Origin of the sequence: Actinoplanes sp. CA-142083 (assembly GCF_050942195.1) — a bacterium.
GTDB lineage: Bacteria > Actinomycetota > Actinomycetes > Mycobacteriales > Micromonosporaceae > Actinoplanes.
Genome location: NZ_CP192076.1, coordinates 3179317 through 3196948 on the forward strand (window position 1 = coordinate 3179317; position 17632 = coordinate 3196948).

14 protein-coding genes are annotated in these 17632 nt (G+C 70.7%); 7 read left to right on the top strand and 7 right to left on the bottom strand.

Features of this window, described 5'->3' with window-relative positions:
* Positions 1-35 precede the first annotated feature (35 nt).
* Entirely contained in the window at positions 36-959 is a 924-nt protein-coding gene (locus ACQPZX_RS14580; RefSeq protein WP_433380046.1) for a helix-turn-helix domain-containing protein, read from the top strand.
* Between the two features lie 9 nt (positions 960-968).
* Positions 969-1472 (top strand): hypothetical protein, encoded by a 504-nt coding sequence (locus ACQPZX_RS14585; protein WP_433380049.1) that lies wholly within the window; start codon positions 969-971, stop codon positions 1470-1472.
* Here the strand turns inward: ACQPZX_RS14585 and ACQPZX_RS14590 are convergent.
* Both ACQPZX_RS14590 and ACQPZX_RS14595 read right to left on the bottom strand, forming a co-directional pair.
* Entirely contained in the window at positions 1469-2314 is an 846-nt protein-coding gene (locus ACQPZX_RS14590; RefSeq protein ID WP_433380052.1) for an SMP-30/gluconolactonase/LRE family protein, read from the bottom strand. The two genes, ACQPZX_RS14585 and ACQPZX_RS14590, sit on opposite strands and share 4 nt — an antisense overlap.
* Entirely contained in the window at positions 2311-3069 is a 759-nt protein-coding gene (locus tag ACQPZX_RS14595) for an SDR family NAD(P)-dependent oxidoreductase (RefSeq protein ID WP_433380055.1), read from the bottom strand. Before ACQPZX_RS14595 ends, ACQPZX_RS14590 begins: the two co-directional genes overlap by 4 nt.
* Positions 3070-3173: 104 nt before the next feature.
* Here ACQPZX_RS14595 and ACQPZX_RS14600 point away from each other — a divergent pair, with 104 nt between their 5' ends.
* Positions 3174-4289 (top strand): zinc-binding dehydrogenase, encoded by a 1116-nt coding sequence (locus ACQPZX_RS14600; RefSeq protein ID WP_433380058.1) that lies wholly within the window; start codon positions 3174-3176, stop codon positions 4287-4289.
* Here the strand turns inward: ACQPZX_RS14600 and ACQPZX_RS14605 are convergent.
* A complete protein-coding gene (locus tag ACQPZX_RS14605) occupies positions 4286-5719 on the bottom strand; it encodes a hypothetical protein (protein ID WP_433380061.1) in 1434 nt (477 codons plus the stop codon). The two genes, ACQPZX_RS14600 and ACQPZX_RS14605, sit on opposite strands and share 4 nt — an antisense overlap.
* A gap of 132 nt (positions 5720-5851) precedes the next feature.
* Here ACQPZX_RS14605 and ACQPZX_RS14610 point away from each other — a divergent pair, with 132 nt between their 5' ends.
* Both ACQPZX_RS14610 and ACQPZX_RS14615 read left to right on the top strand, forming a co-directional pair.
* Positions 5852-6562, top strand: coding sequence for a C39 family peptidase (locus ACQPZX_RS14610; RefSeq protein ID WP_433380064.1), 711 nt, complete (start codon positions 5852-5854; stop codon positions 6560-6562).
* Between the two features lie 47 nt (positions 6563-6609).
* Positions 6610-7020, top strand: a complete 411-nt coding sequence (locus ACQPZX_RS14615) for a hypothetical protein (protein WP_433380067.1) — start codon at positions 6610-6612, stop codon at positions 7018-7020.
* Here the strand turns inward: ACQPZX_RS14615 and ACQPZX_RS14620 are convergent.
* The 3 genes from ACQPZX_RS14620 to ACQPZX_RS14630 form a co-directional block, all read right to left on the bottom strand.
* Positions 6986-9943 carry an AfsR/SARP family transcriptional regulator gene (locus ACQPZX_RS14620; RefSeq protein ID WP_433380070.1) on the bottom strand — a complete coding sequence of 986 codons (2958 nt, stop codon included), beginning with the start codon at positions 9941-9943 and terminating at the stop codon, positions 6986-6988. The two genes, ACQPZX_RS14615 and ACQPZX_RS14620, sit on opposite strands and share 35 nt — an antisense overlap.
* Positions 9944-9984: 41 nt before the next feature.
* The gene (locus ACQPZX_RS14625) at positions 9985-11907 is read right to left on the bottom strand and encodes an alpha/beta hydrolase-fold protein (RefSeq protein ID WP_433380073.1); all 1923 of its coding nucleotides are present in this window, start codon (positions 11905-11907) and stop codon (positions 9985-9987) included.
* A 128-nt stretch (positions 11908-12035) separates the two neighbouring features.
* Positions 12036-13076, bottom strand: coding sequence for an alpha/beta fold hydrolase (locus tag ACQPZX_RS14630; RefSeq protein ID WP_433380076.1), 1041 nt, complete (start codon positions 13074-13076; stop codon positions 12036-12038).
* On the opposite strand from ACQPZX_RS14630, the gene ACQPZX_RS14635 reads away from it, so the two are divergent.
* The gene (locus ACQPZX_RS14635; protein WP_433380079.1) at positions 13050-13991 is read left to right on the top strand and encodes a helix-turn-helix transcriptional regulator; all 942 of its coding nucleotides are present in this window, start codon (positions 13050-13052) and stop codon (positions 13989-13991) included. The genes ACQPZX_RS14630 and ACQPZX_RS14635 overlap by 27 nt on opposite strands.
* Positions 13992-14160: 169 nt before the next feature.
* Here the strand turns inward: ACQPZX_RS14635 and ACQPZX_RS14640 are convergent, their stop codons facing one another.
* The gene (locus ACQPZX_RS14640; RefSeq protein WP_433380082.1) at positions 14161-14724 is read right to left on the bottom strand and encodes a dihydrofolate reductase family protein; all 564 of its coding nucleotides are present in this window, start codon (positions 14722-14724) and stop codon (positions 14161-14163) included.
* 124 nt (positions 14725-14848) lie between these two features.
* Between ACQPZX_RS14640 and ACQPZX_RS14645 the strand changes: the two genes are divergently transcribed.
* Positions 14849-17626, top strand: a complete 2778-nt coding sequence (locus ACQPZX_RS14645; RefSeq protein WP_433380084.1) for a BTAD domain-containing putative transcriptional regulator — start codon at positions 14849-14851, stop codon at positions 17624-17626.
* Positions 17627-17632 lie beyond the last annotated feature (6 nt).

Consider the following 17632-nt stretch of genomic DNA (forward strand, 5'->3'; position numbering starts at 1 on the left):
GTACGAGCCGCCCCCGGCCTGGCAGGCTCGAGCAGGTGAGCACGTCGGACACCTTCGCGAGCTTCGTCTCCTGCTTGGCGGGAGCGCTCGACGAGCATGGGTTGCAGAGCCCGGATCTCGCGGCGAAGTTGCATTTGTCCCGGTCGCATTTCGACCGGCTGGTGGCGGGGGCCGCCGGCGAGACGCCGGCCCGCTTCCGCCGCCGGGTGCTGCTCGAGCGGGCCGCCTTCCGGCTGCTCGACCCCGACGCCAGGGTTATCGACGTGGCTGTCGAGGCGGGCTACAGCTCCCACGAAGCGTTTACCCGTGCGTTCGCCCACGCCTACGGCGCCGCCCCGCGAGTGTGGCGGCGCGAACCGACGACGGTGCTGCTGGACGCGCCGAACGGTGTTCATTTCCACCCGCCGGCGGACCTGCGGCTGCCCTCACTACGAAAGGTTGCGTCGATGGATCTCGTGATTCGGATGGTCGAGCACCACGTGTGGCTGGTCGGAGAAATGATCGAGCGGGCCGCGAGGCTCGACGACGCGGTGCTGGACCGGCCGCTCGCGACAGCGAACGCCGACGTCGACGACGACCCGACGCTGCGGTCGCTGCTGTCCCGGCTGGTCGGCCAGATGGACATGTGGAACCGGGCCATGGCTCTGCAGGACTACGACTGGGCGGTCGAGAACGGAGAAACCGTCTCCAGCATGCGCCGTCGCCTCGACGAAGCGGGGCCCGCGTTCCTCGACCAGGTGCGTCGCACGGCCGCGGACGGCCGGCTCGACGACACGTTCGTCAGCCTGCAGGACACCCCCGCGAAGGTTTACACGTACGGCGGCTTGATCGCTCATGTTTTGACCTTCGCGGCCTATCGCCGAACGCTTGTCGTGGGCGCTCTGGCCACGGCCGGATTCGATGATCTCCACTTCGGCGACCCCCGGGACTGGGTCGCCGAGGGCACCCACGCCGGCTGAGGAGCTGCGATGCGCCTGCCTTACGAAGAGCCGCTGACCGTGCTGGCGCCGGCCGAGCCGGTCCTGCCCGAGCCGCCACGACGGGGTGAGCCCGGCGGGCCCCCATGCACGATCTGCGCCGGGACCAGCCGGCCGCCGATCTGGTCGGACGCGAACTGGACCCTGCACCCGCCGGCCGGAAGCAGCCTGCCGGGCACCGTCTGGCTGGCAAGCCGGGTGCACGTGGACTCGTTCGCCGACCTGCCCGGCAGCGTGGCCGTCACCTTCGGACCGGTCGCGGCCCGGGTGGAACGCGCGATTCTCGGGTGGGGGAGCTTCGCGCGGATCCATCTCTACCGGTGGGGAGATGGCGGGGCACACTTCCACACCTGGTTCCTGCCCCGCCCGCTCGGGATGCTCGACGCCGAAGGCATGATGCTGCCGCTCTGGGAGGACGTCCTGCCCAACCGCCCCGACGAGGAGCTGGTCGCCGCGGCGAAGGCCATCGGCGCCGCGATGGAAGCCAGTGACTAGCCCGCGAAGGCGTACGGGCGGGCTCCGGCGACCCCGGCATCGACGGCGAACACCGCGCCGGCGCCGGATTCCGCCTCGTTGCCCAGGCCCTCCCGCGACGTGGTGATGAACAGCGTGGTGCCGTCGTCGAAGGCGCACGCGGTGGTCTGCCGGGCCGGCACGGCGATCCGCGCGGTCAGGGTGCCGTCGCTCGCGTACCGGTGGATCGCGCCGCCCTGCCACAGGGCCACCCAGATGCCGCCCTCGGCGTCCAGGGCCATCCCGTCCGGCTGGCCGTGCTCGGGTTCGATGGTCGCCAGGGTCTCGCGGTCGCCGAATGTACCCGTGCCGGGGTCGAAGGCGTACCGGTCGACGCGGCCGGTCGGGGTGTCGTTGTAGTAGGCGTGATTACCGTCGGCCGACCACTGGATGCCGTTGGAGATGGTGACCCCGGTCAGCACCCGGTGCACGCTCAGGTCGGGGTCGAGCCGGTAGAGCACACCGGCGCCGGGCGTCACGTCGTACGCCATCGTGCCGCAGTAGAACCGGCCCCGCGCGTCGCAACCGCCGTCGTTCATCCGGATCGCCGGGTCGTCGAACGCGGTGATCGGCGGGCCGTCGGGGGTGAAATCGGCCGTGTAGAGCTGAAATCCGCGCTCGGTGGCCAGCACGTAGCCGCCGCCGGCCCGTGCACGGATCGCGGCCGCCACCCTGCCCACCTCATATCGCGAGACGGCCGGCGTCACCGCGACCACCGCCCCGGCCAGCATGTCGACCACCAGGAGCCGACCGGCCGCCGCGTCCCAGAACGGGCCTTCGCCATGCTCGGTGACCACGTCGGTCACCTGTCGCGCCGTTGTCATATCCACCCGCCGTCCACGATCCACTTCTGCGCCGTGCACGACCGGGAGTCATCGGCCGCCAGCCACAGCATCATCCGGGCCACGTCGTCCGGGTACAGCTTGCCCGGCAGACACTGGTTGCGCACGATCGACGCCTCCGCCTCCGGGGTGACCCAGTGCGTCAGCTGCTTCTCCGTCATGATCCATCCGGGCACGACGCAGTTGACCCGGATCTGCCACGGGCCGAGCTCGCGGGCCAGGGTGTGGGTCAGGCCCTCGATGCCGGCCTTCGCGGTGATGTACGCCGGGAGCTCGAGCAGGTCGATGTGGGCGCTGATCGAGCCGAGGTTGATGATCGACCCGCCGCCGGCGTCGCGCATGCCGGGCGCCACCGCCTGAGCGGCGAAGAAGTGGTGCCGTACGTTGACGGCCATCCGGTCGTCCCACAGCGCGACGTCGAACTCGCCGACGGGGTGACGCCGGTCGTCGGCGGCGTTGTTCACCAGCACCCGGATCGGGCCGAGGCGGTCGGCGGCCGCGGCCAGCGCCGTACGCAATGCTGGAATGTCCCGGACGTCGCACGGCCGGAACAGGACGTCCTCGCCGAGCTCCCGCTGCAGGGCGGCGCCGCGGTCCTCGTCGATGTCCACGAACGCCACTCGCGCGCCCTGGCCGGCGAGCTGCCGCACGAACTCCTCGCCCAGCCCCGACGCGCCGCCGCTGACGAACGCGACCCGGCCGCTCAGGGACGGGTAGGTGGCGTACTCGGCTGTCATTTCGCTCTCCTTGACCCCGCGTCGCCGACGCTCGTATGCTGCCGTCCGCACCGATACTTTCGCAAGTATTACGAAACTTTCTTGGCGGGGTGAGCCGGTTGGCGATGACGAGGCGCATCCGGGCGGCGGTGCTCGAGCGACCGGGCGCCGGGCTCGCCATCGAGGAGCTGGACCTGGCCGATCCGGCCCGCGACGAGGTGCTGGTGCGGATCGACGCGGCCGGGGTGTGCCACAGCGACTACCACTACCTCACCGGCGACCTGCCCAGCCGGATGCCGCTCGTGCCCGGGCACGAAGGCGCGGGGGAGGTCGTCGCGGTCGGGGCGGACGTCACCGCCGTACGCCCGGGTGATGTCGTTGGTTTGATGTGGCGACCTCGATGCGGCCGGTGCCGGCACTGCCTCGGCGGACGACCGGCGTTGTGTCAGTCCGGCGCCGTCCACGCCGCGTCCGGCGGCCTGCAGGACGGAACCTCCCGCTTGCGCCGGCCCGACGGGACGACCGTGCACCACTTGATGGGCGTCTCCTGCTTCGCCGAGTACGCGATCGTCTCGGAACGAGCCGTGGTGCCCATCCCGCCCGGCGTGCCCGCCGACATCGCCGCCATCACCGGCTGCGCGGTCGTCACCGGCGTCGGCACCGTCCTCAACGCGATCGGTCCGTGCGCCGGCCGGGGTCTGGTGGTCTTCGGCGCGGGCGGCGTCGGGCTGTCCGTCGTGATGGGGGCGGTGCTGGCCGGGGCGTACCCGATCGTCGCGGTCGATATGGTCACCGAACGGCTGGAGGCCGCCACCCGGCTCGGCGCGACGCACGTGGTGAACGCCGGGTCCGGGGACGTCGCCGCGGCCCTGACCGACATCGACGGTTTCGACTACGCCGTCGAGGCGATCGGGCGACCGGCCACTCTGCGTCAAGCCTTCGACGCGTTGCGGCCCGGTGGCACGCTGGTGGCCATCGGGCTCGGCCCGGCCGGCCAGGAGCTGAGCCTGCCGCTGAACCCGCTCGTGCAGCGCGAGCGCCGGGTGATCGGCAGCCTGTACGGGTCGTCCAACCCCCAGCTGGACGTGCCGAAGTTGTTGTCGCTGTACCAGGCCGGCCGACTACCCATCGACCAACTCGTGGGCACGCACTACCCGCTGGACCGCATCGACGACGCGATGACCGACTTGATCGGCGGCGCGGTCGGCCGCGGCATCATCGTCCCGCATCAAGGTCTTTAATCCCGGTGCTGCATCGGCCGCACGTCGACCGGCGCCCCGGGCAGCCCACCCGGCGTGGCCCGGTAGTCGGGCACCCCCACGCACGTGAAGATCAGTGCGTCCAGCGGCGCTCCGACCAGCGCCGGGATCTCGCTGTCTAGGAAGGTCATTCCGGTCGCGCTCGCACCCATCGCGTACGCGAGCAGGTGCAACCGCCCCTCGACCAGCCCCGCGGCCAGCTGCGCGGCCCGGTACCCGCGATCGTCCAGGCTCGCGACCTCGGCCGCGGTGATCACCACAAACGCCGCGTCCCGGCTCAGTCCCTGGTCCAGGCTCACCCGGTAGAGCTCTTCGCGCTGGTTGCCCGTGCGCACGGGCGTGCGGAGATCGGGCCAGTGGTACACCCCCGGTGCCACACCGTCGACGTCGTGCACCGCCACGAACTGCGGCAGATCGATTCCCCGTACGGCGACCGCCAGGCCCGTGGTGAGCACGTTCTTCGGTAGCCCGCGGGTCGGATCCATCCGCCGCTGTGAGCCGCGGGTGAGCACCACCGCCTCGACCGGCGCGCTGTTTTTGAGAACATCGACCGGATCGCCCTCCGGCCATGGCTCGCCCAGCACGGTCGTGTCCCCGGCCCGCTGCGCCGCCGTCTCGAGGGGGAACTCCAGCGGATCCCCGTCGACCTCGCCGGCGGCCGCCGGACCGGTCGGCGTCAGCGCCGGCGGCCGCGAGCCGAGCCCGACCACGGCGACCGGCCATTCGTGTACGCCGTCCGCGCCGACCAACTCGGTGACCGTCCGGTCGGGGAACGTGGTGCGGAGCCGCGCCGGGATCCCGGCGGAGTGGGCCAGGGCCAGGGTCTGGGCCAGCATCGTGCCCGCGTCCCAGTAGATGTGCCGGTAGCCGCGCTCGCGATACCGCCAGCCGGTCCGCCACGGGACGCCGGTGACCACCATCGCCACGTCGCCGCCGCTCGGCGCCGGCGCCACCCGCACCAGGGCGTGCGCGGCGGGGTCGTACCAGTGCACGCCGGCCGGAAGACCCGGGACATCCTCCGGGACGAGCACGTAGACCTCGAGCGGGAAACGGCCACCGGCCGAGCCGGCCGCGCGGAACAGGTGAGTGATCCCGTTGCGGCGCTTGGACGTACGCACGACGCCGGCGGACAGGTACAGCAGCCGGGCAAGATGCGGCAGGTCGAGGTCGCCGGCCCTGACTTTCGCGGTGCCGGCCAGCACTTCGATGGCCGACGGCTCCGTGGACGGCAGGTCACGCGGCAACTCCACGCGCGGCAGGTGCCCCGCGTACCGCTTGTAGAACAGCGGGAAACGGTCGAAGTCGTTGGGCTTCAGATCGAGAACAAGACGCGGGTCGGAGATGACGTCGTCCCACTCCCGTCCGGGCTCGTATGAGGTCAGCCTGTGCAGAAGCTGGGTTGGTGTCTCCACCGATCCGACTTTAGAGGGTCGATCACAGGGTGTATGTACAGCTTATGTGCGGCTCATGTACCCGCGACTCCTAACGTGATCGAAAGCCGCCCTCCAGGCGGGACATCGGCACTGAAGAAACGGGGTATCGGCATGAGACGTCGGTCCGGCCGCGCCGCGGTCGCCGTGGTGCTATTCCTCCTTTCCGTTCTTTCGCTCGCCGCTCCGGCGCAGGCCGCGCCGCCGTCGGCCGATCCGGCACGGCCGGCGGTGGCGGCGGCACGCCAATCGATCCGGCAGCACGTCGTCAGCCCGCGGGTGGCGGTCGCTTGCAGCGCCACCTTCCGCTGTTCGTCACCGCTGAGCGGGCAGGTCCAGCAGCAGTGGAATTGGTGCGGCCCGGCGAGCGCCACGACGGTGCTGACCAACTGGGCCGTCCCGGGTGTGGCCCAATCCTGGGTGGCGAGCCGGGTGGGCATCGACGAGTTCCGCTTCGCGCTGCCAACAAGCATGGACAACGCCATCAACGAGAAGATCAACGCGTATTACGGTCAGACGCTCAACCCGTACAGCGCCTATGCGAATATCACGAATAGCAACCTGTGGAATTCGGTGCGCGGCGGCGTCTACTACTTCGATGAGGTCTACATCATCACCGTGTACGCCCACAAGATCTGGTACCCGAACGCGGGCACCGGCATTGCTCATTACCTCGTCATTTACGGCTACAGCGATCAGGCGCAGGGCTACATGGTGTGGGATCCGGCGGCGGGCAGCCTCGGCGGTTCGCACCATCTCGGCAAGAACGATTGGGAACGGGTCGCCTATCCGGGCCGCTTCGTGATCGGCCCGAACTACATCTGAGGAGTTGTGGACCGATGAGGTCATACCGGCGGGCGTGGTTCGGATTCGTGGTGACGGCATTGGCGAGCCTGAGCCTGCTCAGCGGGCCAAGCATGCCGGCGCAGGCGGCGCCGGCTCCACCCGGGGCGGTGTACAAGACCGCCGACAACTACTGTCATTACCGCAATTGGGCCGGCACCTTCTACTGCGGAACGGGCCGCATTTGGACCAGGTTGGACACCTATCCGCAGGTGTTCGTCATCGGTCCCAATCTCAAGGTGTACACCCGGTGGAGCACCGCCACGACCCTCACCGCATGGTCGGACGCTTTGGGCGGCACGTGCCGGCCGGAGCGGGGTTTGGTGATGGTGGTCCTCAGCGACACGACCCTGCAGTTGCAATGCGTCGGCAGTGACGGCTATTGGTGGTACATCTATCGGGGGCCTACCGGTGGTTGGACGGATTGGGATCGGCTCTGACCGGATGGGAGCCCCGCCCTACGACCCGGCTGGTCGCGGGGCGGAGCTTCGCGCGGACCCTGGCGGAGTCCTGGTCGGGGAGAAGGTCGAGGATGACGAGGGCCTGCCGCCAGGCATTTCTGGCCGCGTCATACCGCCCTGCGGCCCGGCGCGTGTCACCGAGGTGCTCGAGCGTGTCGGCTTCGTGGAACCGGTCCCCGACCGCTCGGTACAGCCGCACCCCACGGCGGAACCACGAATCGGCCGCCGCGTACCGGCCCATCCGGTGAAAGGCGTATCCCAGAGTGTCCGACACGGCCGCCTGCCCATGCCGGTCTCCGAACCGCCGGTTCAGCTCGAGGGCTTCCCGGCAGTGCCCCACGGCGAGCACCGGGTCGTCCAGCCGGGCCAGGTACCAGCCGATCTGATTGAGCGTACGAGCCTGCCCGCCGACATGACCGATGCCGCTGAACAGGGCCAGCGCTTGCCGCGCGTGCGCCAGCGCCCGCTCGTCGTCTTGGCAGCGGCCACTCATGGCGGCCAGATGATGGTGGACAATGGCCTGCCCGAGCTCGTCGCCGGCGCGTACATGAAGGTCGAGTGCCTGCTGGAGATGGTGACTCGCCGCCGTGGTGTGGCCCAGCCGGTTGTGGGCGGTGGCGAGGATCCTTTGCGCCAAGCCGCCGGCGGCGAGGTCGGGTCCGCCCTGGGTGGCCGCTACCGCAGCCTGGCCGATCCGGATCCAGTCGTGCCAGTACCCGGCCCGGTAGAGGAACGTCCACATCGTCCAGGCGAGCTGCCACGCGTGCTGGGACCAGCCACCGCCGGCGGCATAGTCAACGAGCGCGAGCAGCACCGTGCGTTCCGCGATGAACCAGGCGTCCGCCTCCTCCATCTTGGCGAACGGCTCCGGGCGGGTACCCGGTGCGGGCGGATCAAGGCTGATCGGATCGAGCGACGGGTCCTGCAGCCGGTGGCCCGCATACCCGGTGTGCAGGTAGTGGTCCAACAACCGTCGCAGCGCCCGCCGGCGTTCCGGCTCGGGATCGACGGTGCCTTCCACGTCGGCGGCGTACGCGCGGACCAGGTCGTGAAAGGTGTACCGGCCGGGTTGGTGTTCGGTGAGCAGATGCGCGCGGGTCAGCTCGGTCAACAGGGTCCGAACGGAGCGGGCGTCGACGCCGGCCAGGCTTGCCGCGGCCGGAGCCGTGAAGGTCGGGCCAGGATGCAGCCCGAGAAGCCGGAACAACCGCGCTGTTGCCGGGCCGAGCGCGCGATACGAGCACGAAAGCACCGCGCGGAGATCGGTGGCCGAGTCCTCGCTGGTGAAGGCGTCCAGCCTATGACGGGCGTCGCGCAGCTCCGCTGCAAGCACGCTCAGTGGCAGCTCGGGGCAGGTGGCGGCGCGGGAGGCAGCGAGTGCCAGCGCGAGCGGCAGCCCGGCGCACGCCTCGACGATCTCGTCCTCGGCGGGGTGTTCCGCCGGGACCCGATGGAGCCGCCCGAGCAGCATCGCGCGCGCGTCGGCCCTGGTCAGCAGACCAAGGATCAGCGGATGCGCGCCCTCGCCGGCGACCAGGCCCGGCATGAGGTGGCGACTGGTGATCACCACCAGGCTGTTCGGCGCGCCCGGAAGTAACGGGCGGACCTGCTCGGCGGACCGGGCATTGTCCAGCACGATGAGCATTCGCCGGTCGGCGAGCAGGCTGCGGTACAGGCTGACTCGGGCATCCGAGCCCGTCGAGCTCCGGTGTGGCGGCACGCCGAGGGCGTCCAGGAAGCCGCGTACCGCGTCGTCTGTGCTCATCGGCGCCGAGGTGGGATCGAAACCGCGGAGGTTCACATACAGCTGTCCGTCGGGGAAGGACTGCCGGACCTGGTGCGCCCAATGAACGACGAGGGAGCTCTTTCCGACACCCGCGGTCCCCGACACCGCGGCGACGACCATCGCGGTGGGCTGATCACCGACGGTCGCCATGATCGTGTCAAGGTGGCGCAGCTCGTCGCGGCGCCCGGTGAATCCATGGACGTCGAGCGGAAGCTGCGCCGGGACGGGCCGCTCGACGCTGACGGTGTCGGCCCCGCCGCGCTGTTGCGGGTCCAGCCGGGCGTCGACCTCGCCGCGCTGTTGCGGGTCCAGCCGGGCGTCGACCTCGCCGCGCTGTTGCGGGTCCAGCCGGGCGTCGACCTCGCCGCGCAACATTGCCTCGTGCAGCCGTCGCAGCTCGGCCTGCGGCTCGACGCCGAGCTCGCCGGTGAGCACGGCGCGTGCCCGACGGTAGACCGCCAGCGCGTCGGCCTGCCGGCCCGAGCGGTACAGGGCGCGCATCAACTGCGCAGCGAACCGCTCCCGGTACGGATACCGAGCCACCAGGTCAGTCAGGTCCGGAACGAGATCGGCGTCGCGTCCGAGGAGAAGATCGGCCTCGATCAGGTACTCGGTGGCCGTCAGGCGATGGTCGCACAGCCTGGCCTCGTCGGCCGCGAGGATCGCAAGATCAGGGACATCCTCGTACGGCCGGCCGCGCCACAACGAGAGAGCGCGGGCCAACATGGCCCGTCCGCCGTCCACATCGCCCCTGTCGACAGCGACACATCCGCGGCTGACCAGGTCAACGAACTGGACCCGGTCGACCTGGCCAGGCTCGGCCACCAGGGCGTAGCCCGGTTGTCCCCGGCCCTGCACCAGGCCGTCGCCGATCAGCGCCCGCAGGCTGTGAATGTACGTGCGCAGGTTGGCCCGGGCTGACTGCGGCGGGGCCCCATCCCATACGAGATCCAGAAGCGCATCCGTCGAAAGAACCTGTCCGCCATGACACAGAAGCACCGCGAGAAGGAGCCGTTGCTTCGGCGGACCGGCCGGGAGCAGCGCGCCGCCCAACCGCACCTCCATCGGTCCGAGCACTCCGAACCGCAATTGGCTGACCTCGACGCGGCCTCCCATCGGGACAACATAGATGAAACCCTCGCGACCGGGTGGCGCCTTCACGACATGAGCGGAGTCGGCCCTGGTCGCCGGTCGCGGCGCCTCGACGTCGGAAGACCAGGGCCGGTGCCGCGCCCACAGGCTGGCTCGACCTGCTCCTCGGGCAAACTCTTCGCAGCCAAGGCGGGGGGCAGGATCGCGTCGACGCCTTCGTCCACGACCTGCCGGCCACGGGTGATCATGAGGTGCGGCGGCTGCTCCTGGCCGCGCCAGCCGCTGACATCGGTGCCCTGCGGCGCGTGCCGGGCGATGAAGTCGGCCATCGTGGTCAGCAGTTGCTGGTCGGTGAACGGGGTCCACCCGTGCGGTTGGCCCACGCCGTAGAGGAACTGGAAGTCGGGCGCCGGCGAGGTGAGGGCGTTGGTCCGCTGCTCGAAGTACGCGACACCGTTGTTGAGGAAGTAGGTGTCCTCGGTGCCGACGTAGACGGACAACCGACCGGCGATCTTCGGTCCGAGCCTTGCCCAGTCGGTCGCGACGATCGACGAAAGGTCGAAATGCTTCTTCCAATAGGCGGCCACGGTGTGGTCGATGGCGCCGGTGCGCTTGTCCCAGATCGGCGCCGGGTATCCGTCCTTGCCCTGTGGACCGAACACCGCCTGCCAGATGTCCCATTGCCCTTGGCTGCGCCCGTGCGAGGCGACCGCCCGCTCGTACGCGTTCTCCTGCTCGGTGGTCCACCAGGTGTCGCCGGTGTTTCCGCGGGCTGCCGGCCGCGGCACCGACACCCAAGAGCTGCCGGTGACGTACGCGTTGGCGTCGGCGTAGACGTCGATCACTTGATGGGCGCGGAAGTCCATGGAGTCGGGGAACCCGGCCCAGGCACCGGCGTACGTGTCGGGGTAGAGCACCAGCGACGCCGCAGCGATCCACCCGCCGGTCGACCCGCCGGCGACCACCCGGCCCCAGCGCTGCCCGATCGTCCGGAACGACCTGTCGATGGCCGGAATGAGCTCCTTGTTGATCGCGTCGCCGTACGGGCCGAGATTGGCCGAATTGGCGTGGTAGGAGTCGTCGTAGAACGGGTTCTCGCTGCGCACCTGCACGGAGATGAACCGGGCCGCGTCCGCCGACATCCACCACTGGGAGAAGGGATCGCCCAGCGACTCGTCGAAGCGGTGCGGGTTGGCGCGCGGGAAGTGGCGCGCGATCAGCTCCATGGGATAGCGGACGTGGCGGTTGGCGGGCAGGTCGTAGCCGGCCGGCAGCAGGATGTCGGCGCCGAGATAGACGTCGCGGCCCCAGAAGCGGCTCAGCAGCGCGGAGCGGATCTTCAGGTGCTTGACGTGCGCCGAGTCGGCCGGGTTGCCCTGCTGGCCGGTGCCGCCGGGCGGGATCGTGCCGATCGGCTCGATGACCTGGTCGAGCGGGATGCGCACGGTCTGCGCGTGGCCGGTCAGATGGACGGTACGCGGCGTCGAGTAGACATTGCCCGGCGAGTGCCAGATGTCGCCGCCGTCGCCTTGCGGCCAGTGCACCTGGACGACCGACCCGTCCGAGCGATGGTTGGTCTCGTAGGTGCAGAAGAACGCCTGCACCACGTAGTCGCCGGCCGGGATGTCCTCGAACCGGTCGAGCGGGTAGCCGACCACCGCGGCCCCGGAGCGCAGCAGGATCGGCCGGCCGGGCACGGCGTGCGACACGTCCTGGCCGAAGAACGGCACGGTGATCGGCTCGAGGTTCTGCAGGTAGTCCCGGGGTTCCGGCGTGTCCGGGCTCAGGTCCGACGCCCGAGCGATGATCACGAAGGCACGGCCGGCGCCGCTGTACGTCCCCGCCGCCAGCGTGAGCGAGAACTCCGGACCGGGCCGCCCGCCCGCCTGAGCGGCGCCGGCGTCCGACATGGTCACCAGCCCGCCCACCGAGGCGAACGAGCCGGTCAACACGAAGCGCCGGCTGAATCCGGCCTGCCCTGCAGCCATGATCTGTCTCCCGTCGCCGCGTCTACGCATCCTCCATCGAAGACGATAAGGCGACCCGGGTGGCCGGTGCGCCCCGATCGGCGCGTACGAGGCTCACACCAGCGCGGGTTAGTTGTGCGCCGCGTTCATCATTCCCGCTGGTCCAGCCACTTCAGAATCGCCGCAGTCGTTTCCTCCGGCTTCTCCTGCTGGATCCAATGACCGCAGTCCAGACTGACCACTTCCACATTCGGCACGAATTCCGTCAGTCTTTCAGCCCTCGCGACCGTGTCGCGGTCGCCGTAGATCATGAGGGTGGGCTGTCGGACGATCGGGTCCACGTCCGCCAGTAGGCGCCAGTTGCGGTCCAGGTTTCGGTACCAATTGATTCCGCCCGTGAACCCTCCCGATTCGAAGGCGGAGACGAAGACGGCCAGTTCGCTGTCGCTCATGACGGGGTCACCGAGTGGGGTTTCCGCTCCGGCGAGGTTGATCAACGCATTGCCCGGCTGAGGCTCTGCGAGGGGCACGTTCTTCCGGTACAGGTTCCGAAGGAACTGGGATGTGTTCTCCTCGAACACGGCGTCCGCGACGCCCGGCTGCCGGTTGAAGTGGACGAAGTAGAAGTCGGCGCCGAGCACGGCCTCCATGAGCTCGATCCAGGGCATCTCTCCGCGCTCTTGGTAGGGCACGCTCAGCGCTACCACGCCGTTGACCCGGTTCGGGTGCAGCAGGGTCAGGCCCCAGACGACGAACGCGCCCCAGTCATGGCCGACGAAGGTGGCATCCTCGTAGCCGTAGTGATCGAGGAGGGCGACGAGGTCACCCGACAGGTGCTCGATGTCGTAATCCGTCACTTCGGCGGGACGGGACGAGTTGCCGTAACCCCGCTGGTTCGGGACGATGACGTGGTAGCCCGCTGCCGCGAGGGTGGGCATCTGATGGCGCCAGGAGAAGGCGTGCTCCGGCCAGCCGTGACAGAGCACGATGGGGTTCCCCGCGTTCTGCCGGCCGGCTTCGAAGACTTCGAGTTCCACACCGTTGACCGAAATGCGGGTGGGCTCGGGAAAATCGGTTGTCATGCCGGTATCTTGCGGACCGATACCGGTCACCTCCTGACCGGTTTTGGTGGAAGTGTTGCCGGGGTGCGAGCCGACCGGTTGATGGCCATCCTCCTCCTGCTGCAACATCGCGAGCAGGTGACCGCGGCGGAGGTCGCCCGGGAGCTGGAGATCTCCGAGCGCACCGCCCGCCGCGACCTCGACGCCCTCGGCATGGCCGGCGTGCCGGTGTACTCCGTGCAGGGCCGGGGCGGCGGCTGGCGCCTCGTGGGAGGCGCCCGCACCGACCTGTCCGGGTTGACCGCGAGTGAGGCCCGCGCCCTGTTCCTGGTCGCCGGCCCGGCCTCGTCTGTCACGCCGGCCGTGAAAGCGGCGCTGCGCAAACTCGTCCATGCCCTGCCGGAGCCGTTCCGGGCGCAGGCCGAGTCGGCGGCGTCGTCGCTCGTCACGGACCCGCAACGATGGGGGTCGAGCCGGGTCGAGACCCGACCGCCTCGCTTCCTCGACGAGCTCCAGGACGCGGTGATCCGCGGTGTCCAGGTCCGGCTCGGCTACGTCGACCGCGAAGGCACCGAAACCGAGCGAACCGTCCACCCGCTGGGCATCGTCGCCAAGGGCCCGTCGTGGTACCTCGTCTCCAACACCGAGACCGGCCGGCGGACCTTCCGGATCGACCGCGTGTCGTCCGTCGACCCGACCGCCGATCCCGTGCACCGGCCCGAGGACTTCGACCTTGCCGAGAGCTGGCGCGCGATCGCCGACGAGGTCGAACGCAAGCGAACACCCCTCGAGGCCCGGGCGATGTGCGCGCCACACGGGATAGACGTGCTCCGGATGGGGTTCGGCGCTCGACTCGAAGTGGGAGGTTCCACGACCGACGGCCGCATCGAGATCGTGATCCGCGGCAACGACGAATACATACTCGCCGGCGAGCTTGCCGGGCTGGTCGAATACCTCGAGGTGACCGGCCCTCCGCGTGTGCGAGACCACCTGGCATCGATCGGCAACGCGCTCGCCGAGCGATACGGCTCAGACCGCCACTGACGTCGTACGGCAGAACTGCTCGCACGACACCACGACGAGATGAGCGCCATCTACCCGCCCAGCTCTCCCGCCTCCGTAACGACGAGCTGTGAGCAAGGATGCCGCTCGTCATCGACGCGGCAAGGAGCAGCGTGAGCTCGGATCACCCCCCGGCCTGAGTCGACCGGGCTCAGCGTCGGATGCGGTAGCGGATATGGGTGGCCTCCGGCGTGTCGATCACCCGGACGATCTCCAGCTCGACGAGCGACGGCAATACGTCGAACAGCCGGCGGCCGCGACCGAGCAGCACCGGGATCAGATGGATCTGCACCTCGTCCAGCACTCCGGCCTCGATCGCCCGCTGCCCGGTGTACGCACCGCGCACCTGTACGTCCCGGTCCCCGGCGACGGCCTTCGCCTGCGCCATCGCGCTTTCGATCCCGTCGGTCACGTACGTCACCAGGGGGTAGCCCCAGCGGGCGGCCGGCCCGGGCGGGCGGTGGCTGGGCACGATGATCGGACGGCCGGCATGACTACCGCCCCAGTGATCCATCAGCTCGGCGGTCCGCCGTCCCGCGAGGACCGCACCGGCCTCGCTCCACTCGTCCCGGAACTGCTTGACCGGTCCCGACGGCTCCCCGTCCGCGTCGCCCCACTTGTGCAGCCGCTCCCCGTCGTCGCCCCCGAGGAAGTCGTCGGGATCGGCGATGTAGCCATCAAGGGACACCGACATGTCGAGTACGGAAATGGGCACCTGGCCTCCTCGGTGAGCTGCGAGCGGATCATCGCTAGTTTGGTCGGATGCGCGTGGCATTGTTCTGTCAGTTCGGTGAAACTGCACCGGTGCTGGCGAGGCGATTGATGGCGAGGCGTTCCTCGTGCTGACCGTCGACCTGCTGGGCCCGTTGCGGGTATCGGTCGGCGGGCGGGCGGTCGAGCTGCCGGCCGGGCGGTTGCGCGCGCTGCTGGCGGTGCTGGCGATGTCGGCGGGCCATACCGTGCCGCTGGAGCGGTTGTCGGCCGCGGTGTGGGGCGCTGGTGCCGGTGGTGACCAGCGGGCCAACGTCCGCACGAACATCAAGCGGTTGCGTCGGGCCGTCGGTACCGCGGGTGAGCAGCTGGTCGCGGCCCGTCCGGGTGGCTACCTGCTGGCCGTGGAACCGGACCGGGTGGACGCGCTGCGGTTCGGCCGCCTGCTCGACGAAGCCGCGGCGGCGCCGGACCCAGCAACGGAACGATCTCGGCTGGCCGCCGGCCTGGCGCTGTGGCGCGGCGTACCGTTCGACGGGATCCGGTCGGACTGGCTGGAGCTGACGGTGGCCCCGGCGCTGTGGGAGCGGTACCTGACCGCGTTCGAGCGGCGGATCGACCTGGAGCTGGCGGGCGGATCGCGCCCGGACGCGGCGGAGGCGGCGGAGTTGGCCGAGCGGCATCCGCTGCGGGAGTCGCTGTGGGTGCGATTGCTGCGGATCCTGGAGGCGGCCGGCCGCCCCGCCGAGGCGTTGGAGTTGTACGAGACGATCCGACGCCGGCTCGCCGACGAACTCGGTGCCGACCCGAGCCTGGAGCTCCGGCAGGTGCACGCCGACCTGTTGGCGCACGGCGCGCGGACCGTGCCTGGCGGGCGTGCGGTTCCCAGGCAGCTGCCGGCCGCCGTCGAGGGCTTCGCCGGGCGGGAGGCGGAGGTGGCGGCGCTGGACGCACTGCTCGGCGCGCTGGACGGCAGGACGCCGGGGTCCCCGCGGGTCGCGGTGATCGCCGGTACGGCCGGTGTCGGGAAGACCACGCTCGCCGTGCACTGGGCGCACCGGGTCGCCGACCGGTTCCCGGACGGTCAGCTCTATGCCGGGCTGCGAGGATACGACGCGTCGGGGGAGGCGGTGGCGCCGGAAGCGGCGATCGTCGAGTTCCTTGTCGCGCTGCAGGTGCCGCCGCACCGGCTGCCGGCCGGCGCGGCCGCTCAGGCCGGGCTCTATCGCAGCCTGCTGGCGGGGCGGCGGATGCTGGTGCTGCTGGACAACGCCCGCGACGCCGATCAGGTCGCCCCGCTGCTGCCCGCGGCGCCCGGTTGCCTGGTGGTGGTGACCAGCCGGGACCACCTCGCCGGGCTGATCATGACGTACGCGGCGCGTCCGCTCGCCCTCGACCCGCTCCCGCCGGATGAGGCCAGGCGGTTGCTGGCGAACCGGCTCGGCCCGGATCGGATTGCCGCCGAGCCCGCCGTCACCGAGGAGATTGTCCGCGGCTGCGCCGGGCTGCCACTGGCGTTGGCGATCGTCGCGGCCCGCGCCGCGATCCGTCCCACCCTTCCGCTCGGTGCGCTCGCCGATGAGCTCCGCGACGCCCTCGGCGCGCTGGACCGCGCCGTCGACGTGCGGGCGATCTTCTCGTGGTCCTACCGGACGCTCGACGAGCCGGCGGCGCGCGTGTTCCGGCTGGTCGCCGGCCTGCATCCCGGCTCCGAGAGCACAGTTGCCGCGGCCGCGAGCCTGGCTGGCGTCCCCGAATCGCAGGTACGGGCACCGCTGGCCGAGCTGACCCGCGCCACCCTGCTCACCGAGGTGGCCCCCGGCCGTTACACGTGCCACGACCTGCTGCGCTCCTACGCCGCCGAGCTGTGCGAGACGCACGACGCGGACCGGACAGCCGCGCGGCGCCGCGTCGTGGACCACTACGCCCAAACCGCCTACGCCGCCACGGTGCTCCTGCACGGGCACATCGACGCGGCCGTCCCCGACCCGCCCGCCGCGGGCGTCTGCGTCACCGCCTTCACCGGACCCGACGATGCGCTTGCCTGGTTCGCGGCCGAGCGTCCCGCCCTGCACGCCGCCCTGACCCTCGCCGCCGACCTCGGCCTCGACCGGCACGCCTGCCACCTGGCGCGGGCGTTGTTCGACATCCTGCACCGGCTGGGTCGCTGGCACGACCGACCCGGCACCCAGCAGGCCGCCGTGGCCGCCGCCCGCCGGCTGCGCGATCCGCTGGAGGAGGCCCGCGCGTACCGGAACCTGGCCGTCACGCTGGCCGACCTGGGCCGCTTCGACGACGCCCACCGCAACCTCGACACGGCCCTGGACCGGTCCCGGGACGAGCCCGCAGGTCAGGCGTGGACGCACTACCACCGCGACCTCGTATACGCCATCCAGGGCCGGGAGGCCGATGCGCTCGCCGCCGCCCTGCGCGCCCGTGACCTGTTCGAGAGGCTCGGCGACGACGTCGGCCGCGCCATCGCGCTCACCAACTGCGGCTGGCACCAAGGCCGGCTGGGCGACCGCGACCGGGCCGTCGACCTGTTGGAGCGGGCCCTCGTCCTGCATCAGAAGCTCGGCAACCGCGCCCACGAGGCCCACACGTTGTCCTGCCTCGCCGACACCCGACTGCAGTCGGGCGACCCCGGCCGCGCCGCCGACTACTACCGGCCGTCCCTCGACCTGTTCCGGGAGCTCGGCGACCGGTACGCCGAGGCGAGCCTGCTGGCCCACCTCGGCGCCTGCCACCACCTCGCCGGGGACCCCGAGGCCGCCCGCGAGCAGTGGCGCCAAGCCCACACGCTCCTCGACGACCTCGACCCGGACACCGCCGACCAGATCCACGCCCAGCTGTCACTCACCGACAGGTCCATCGCCGACGCCTTCCGGCGAAGCCAACGCCGCTGAGGGTGG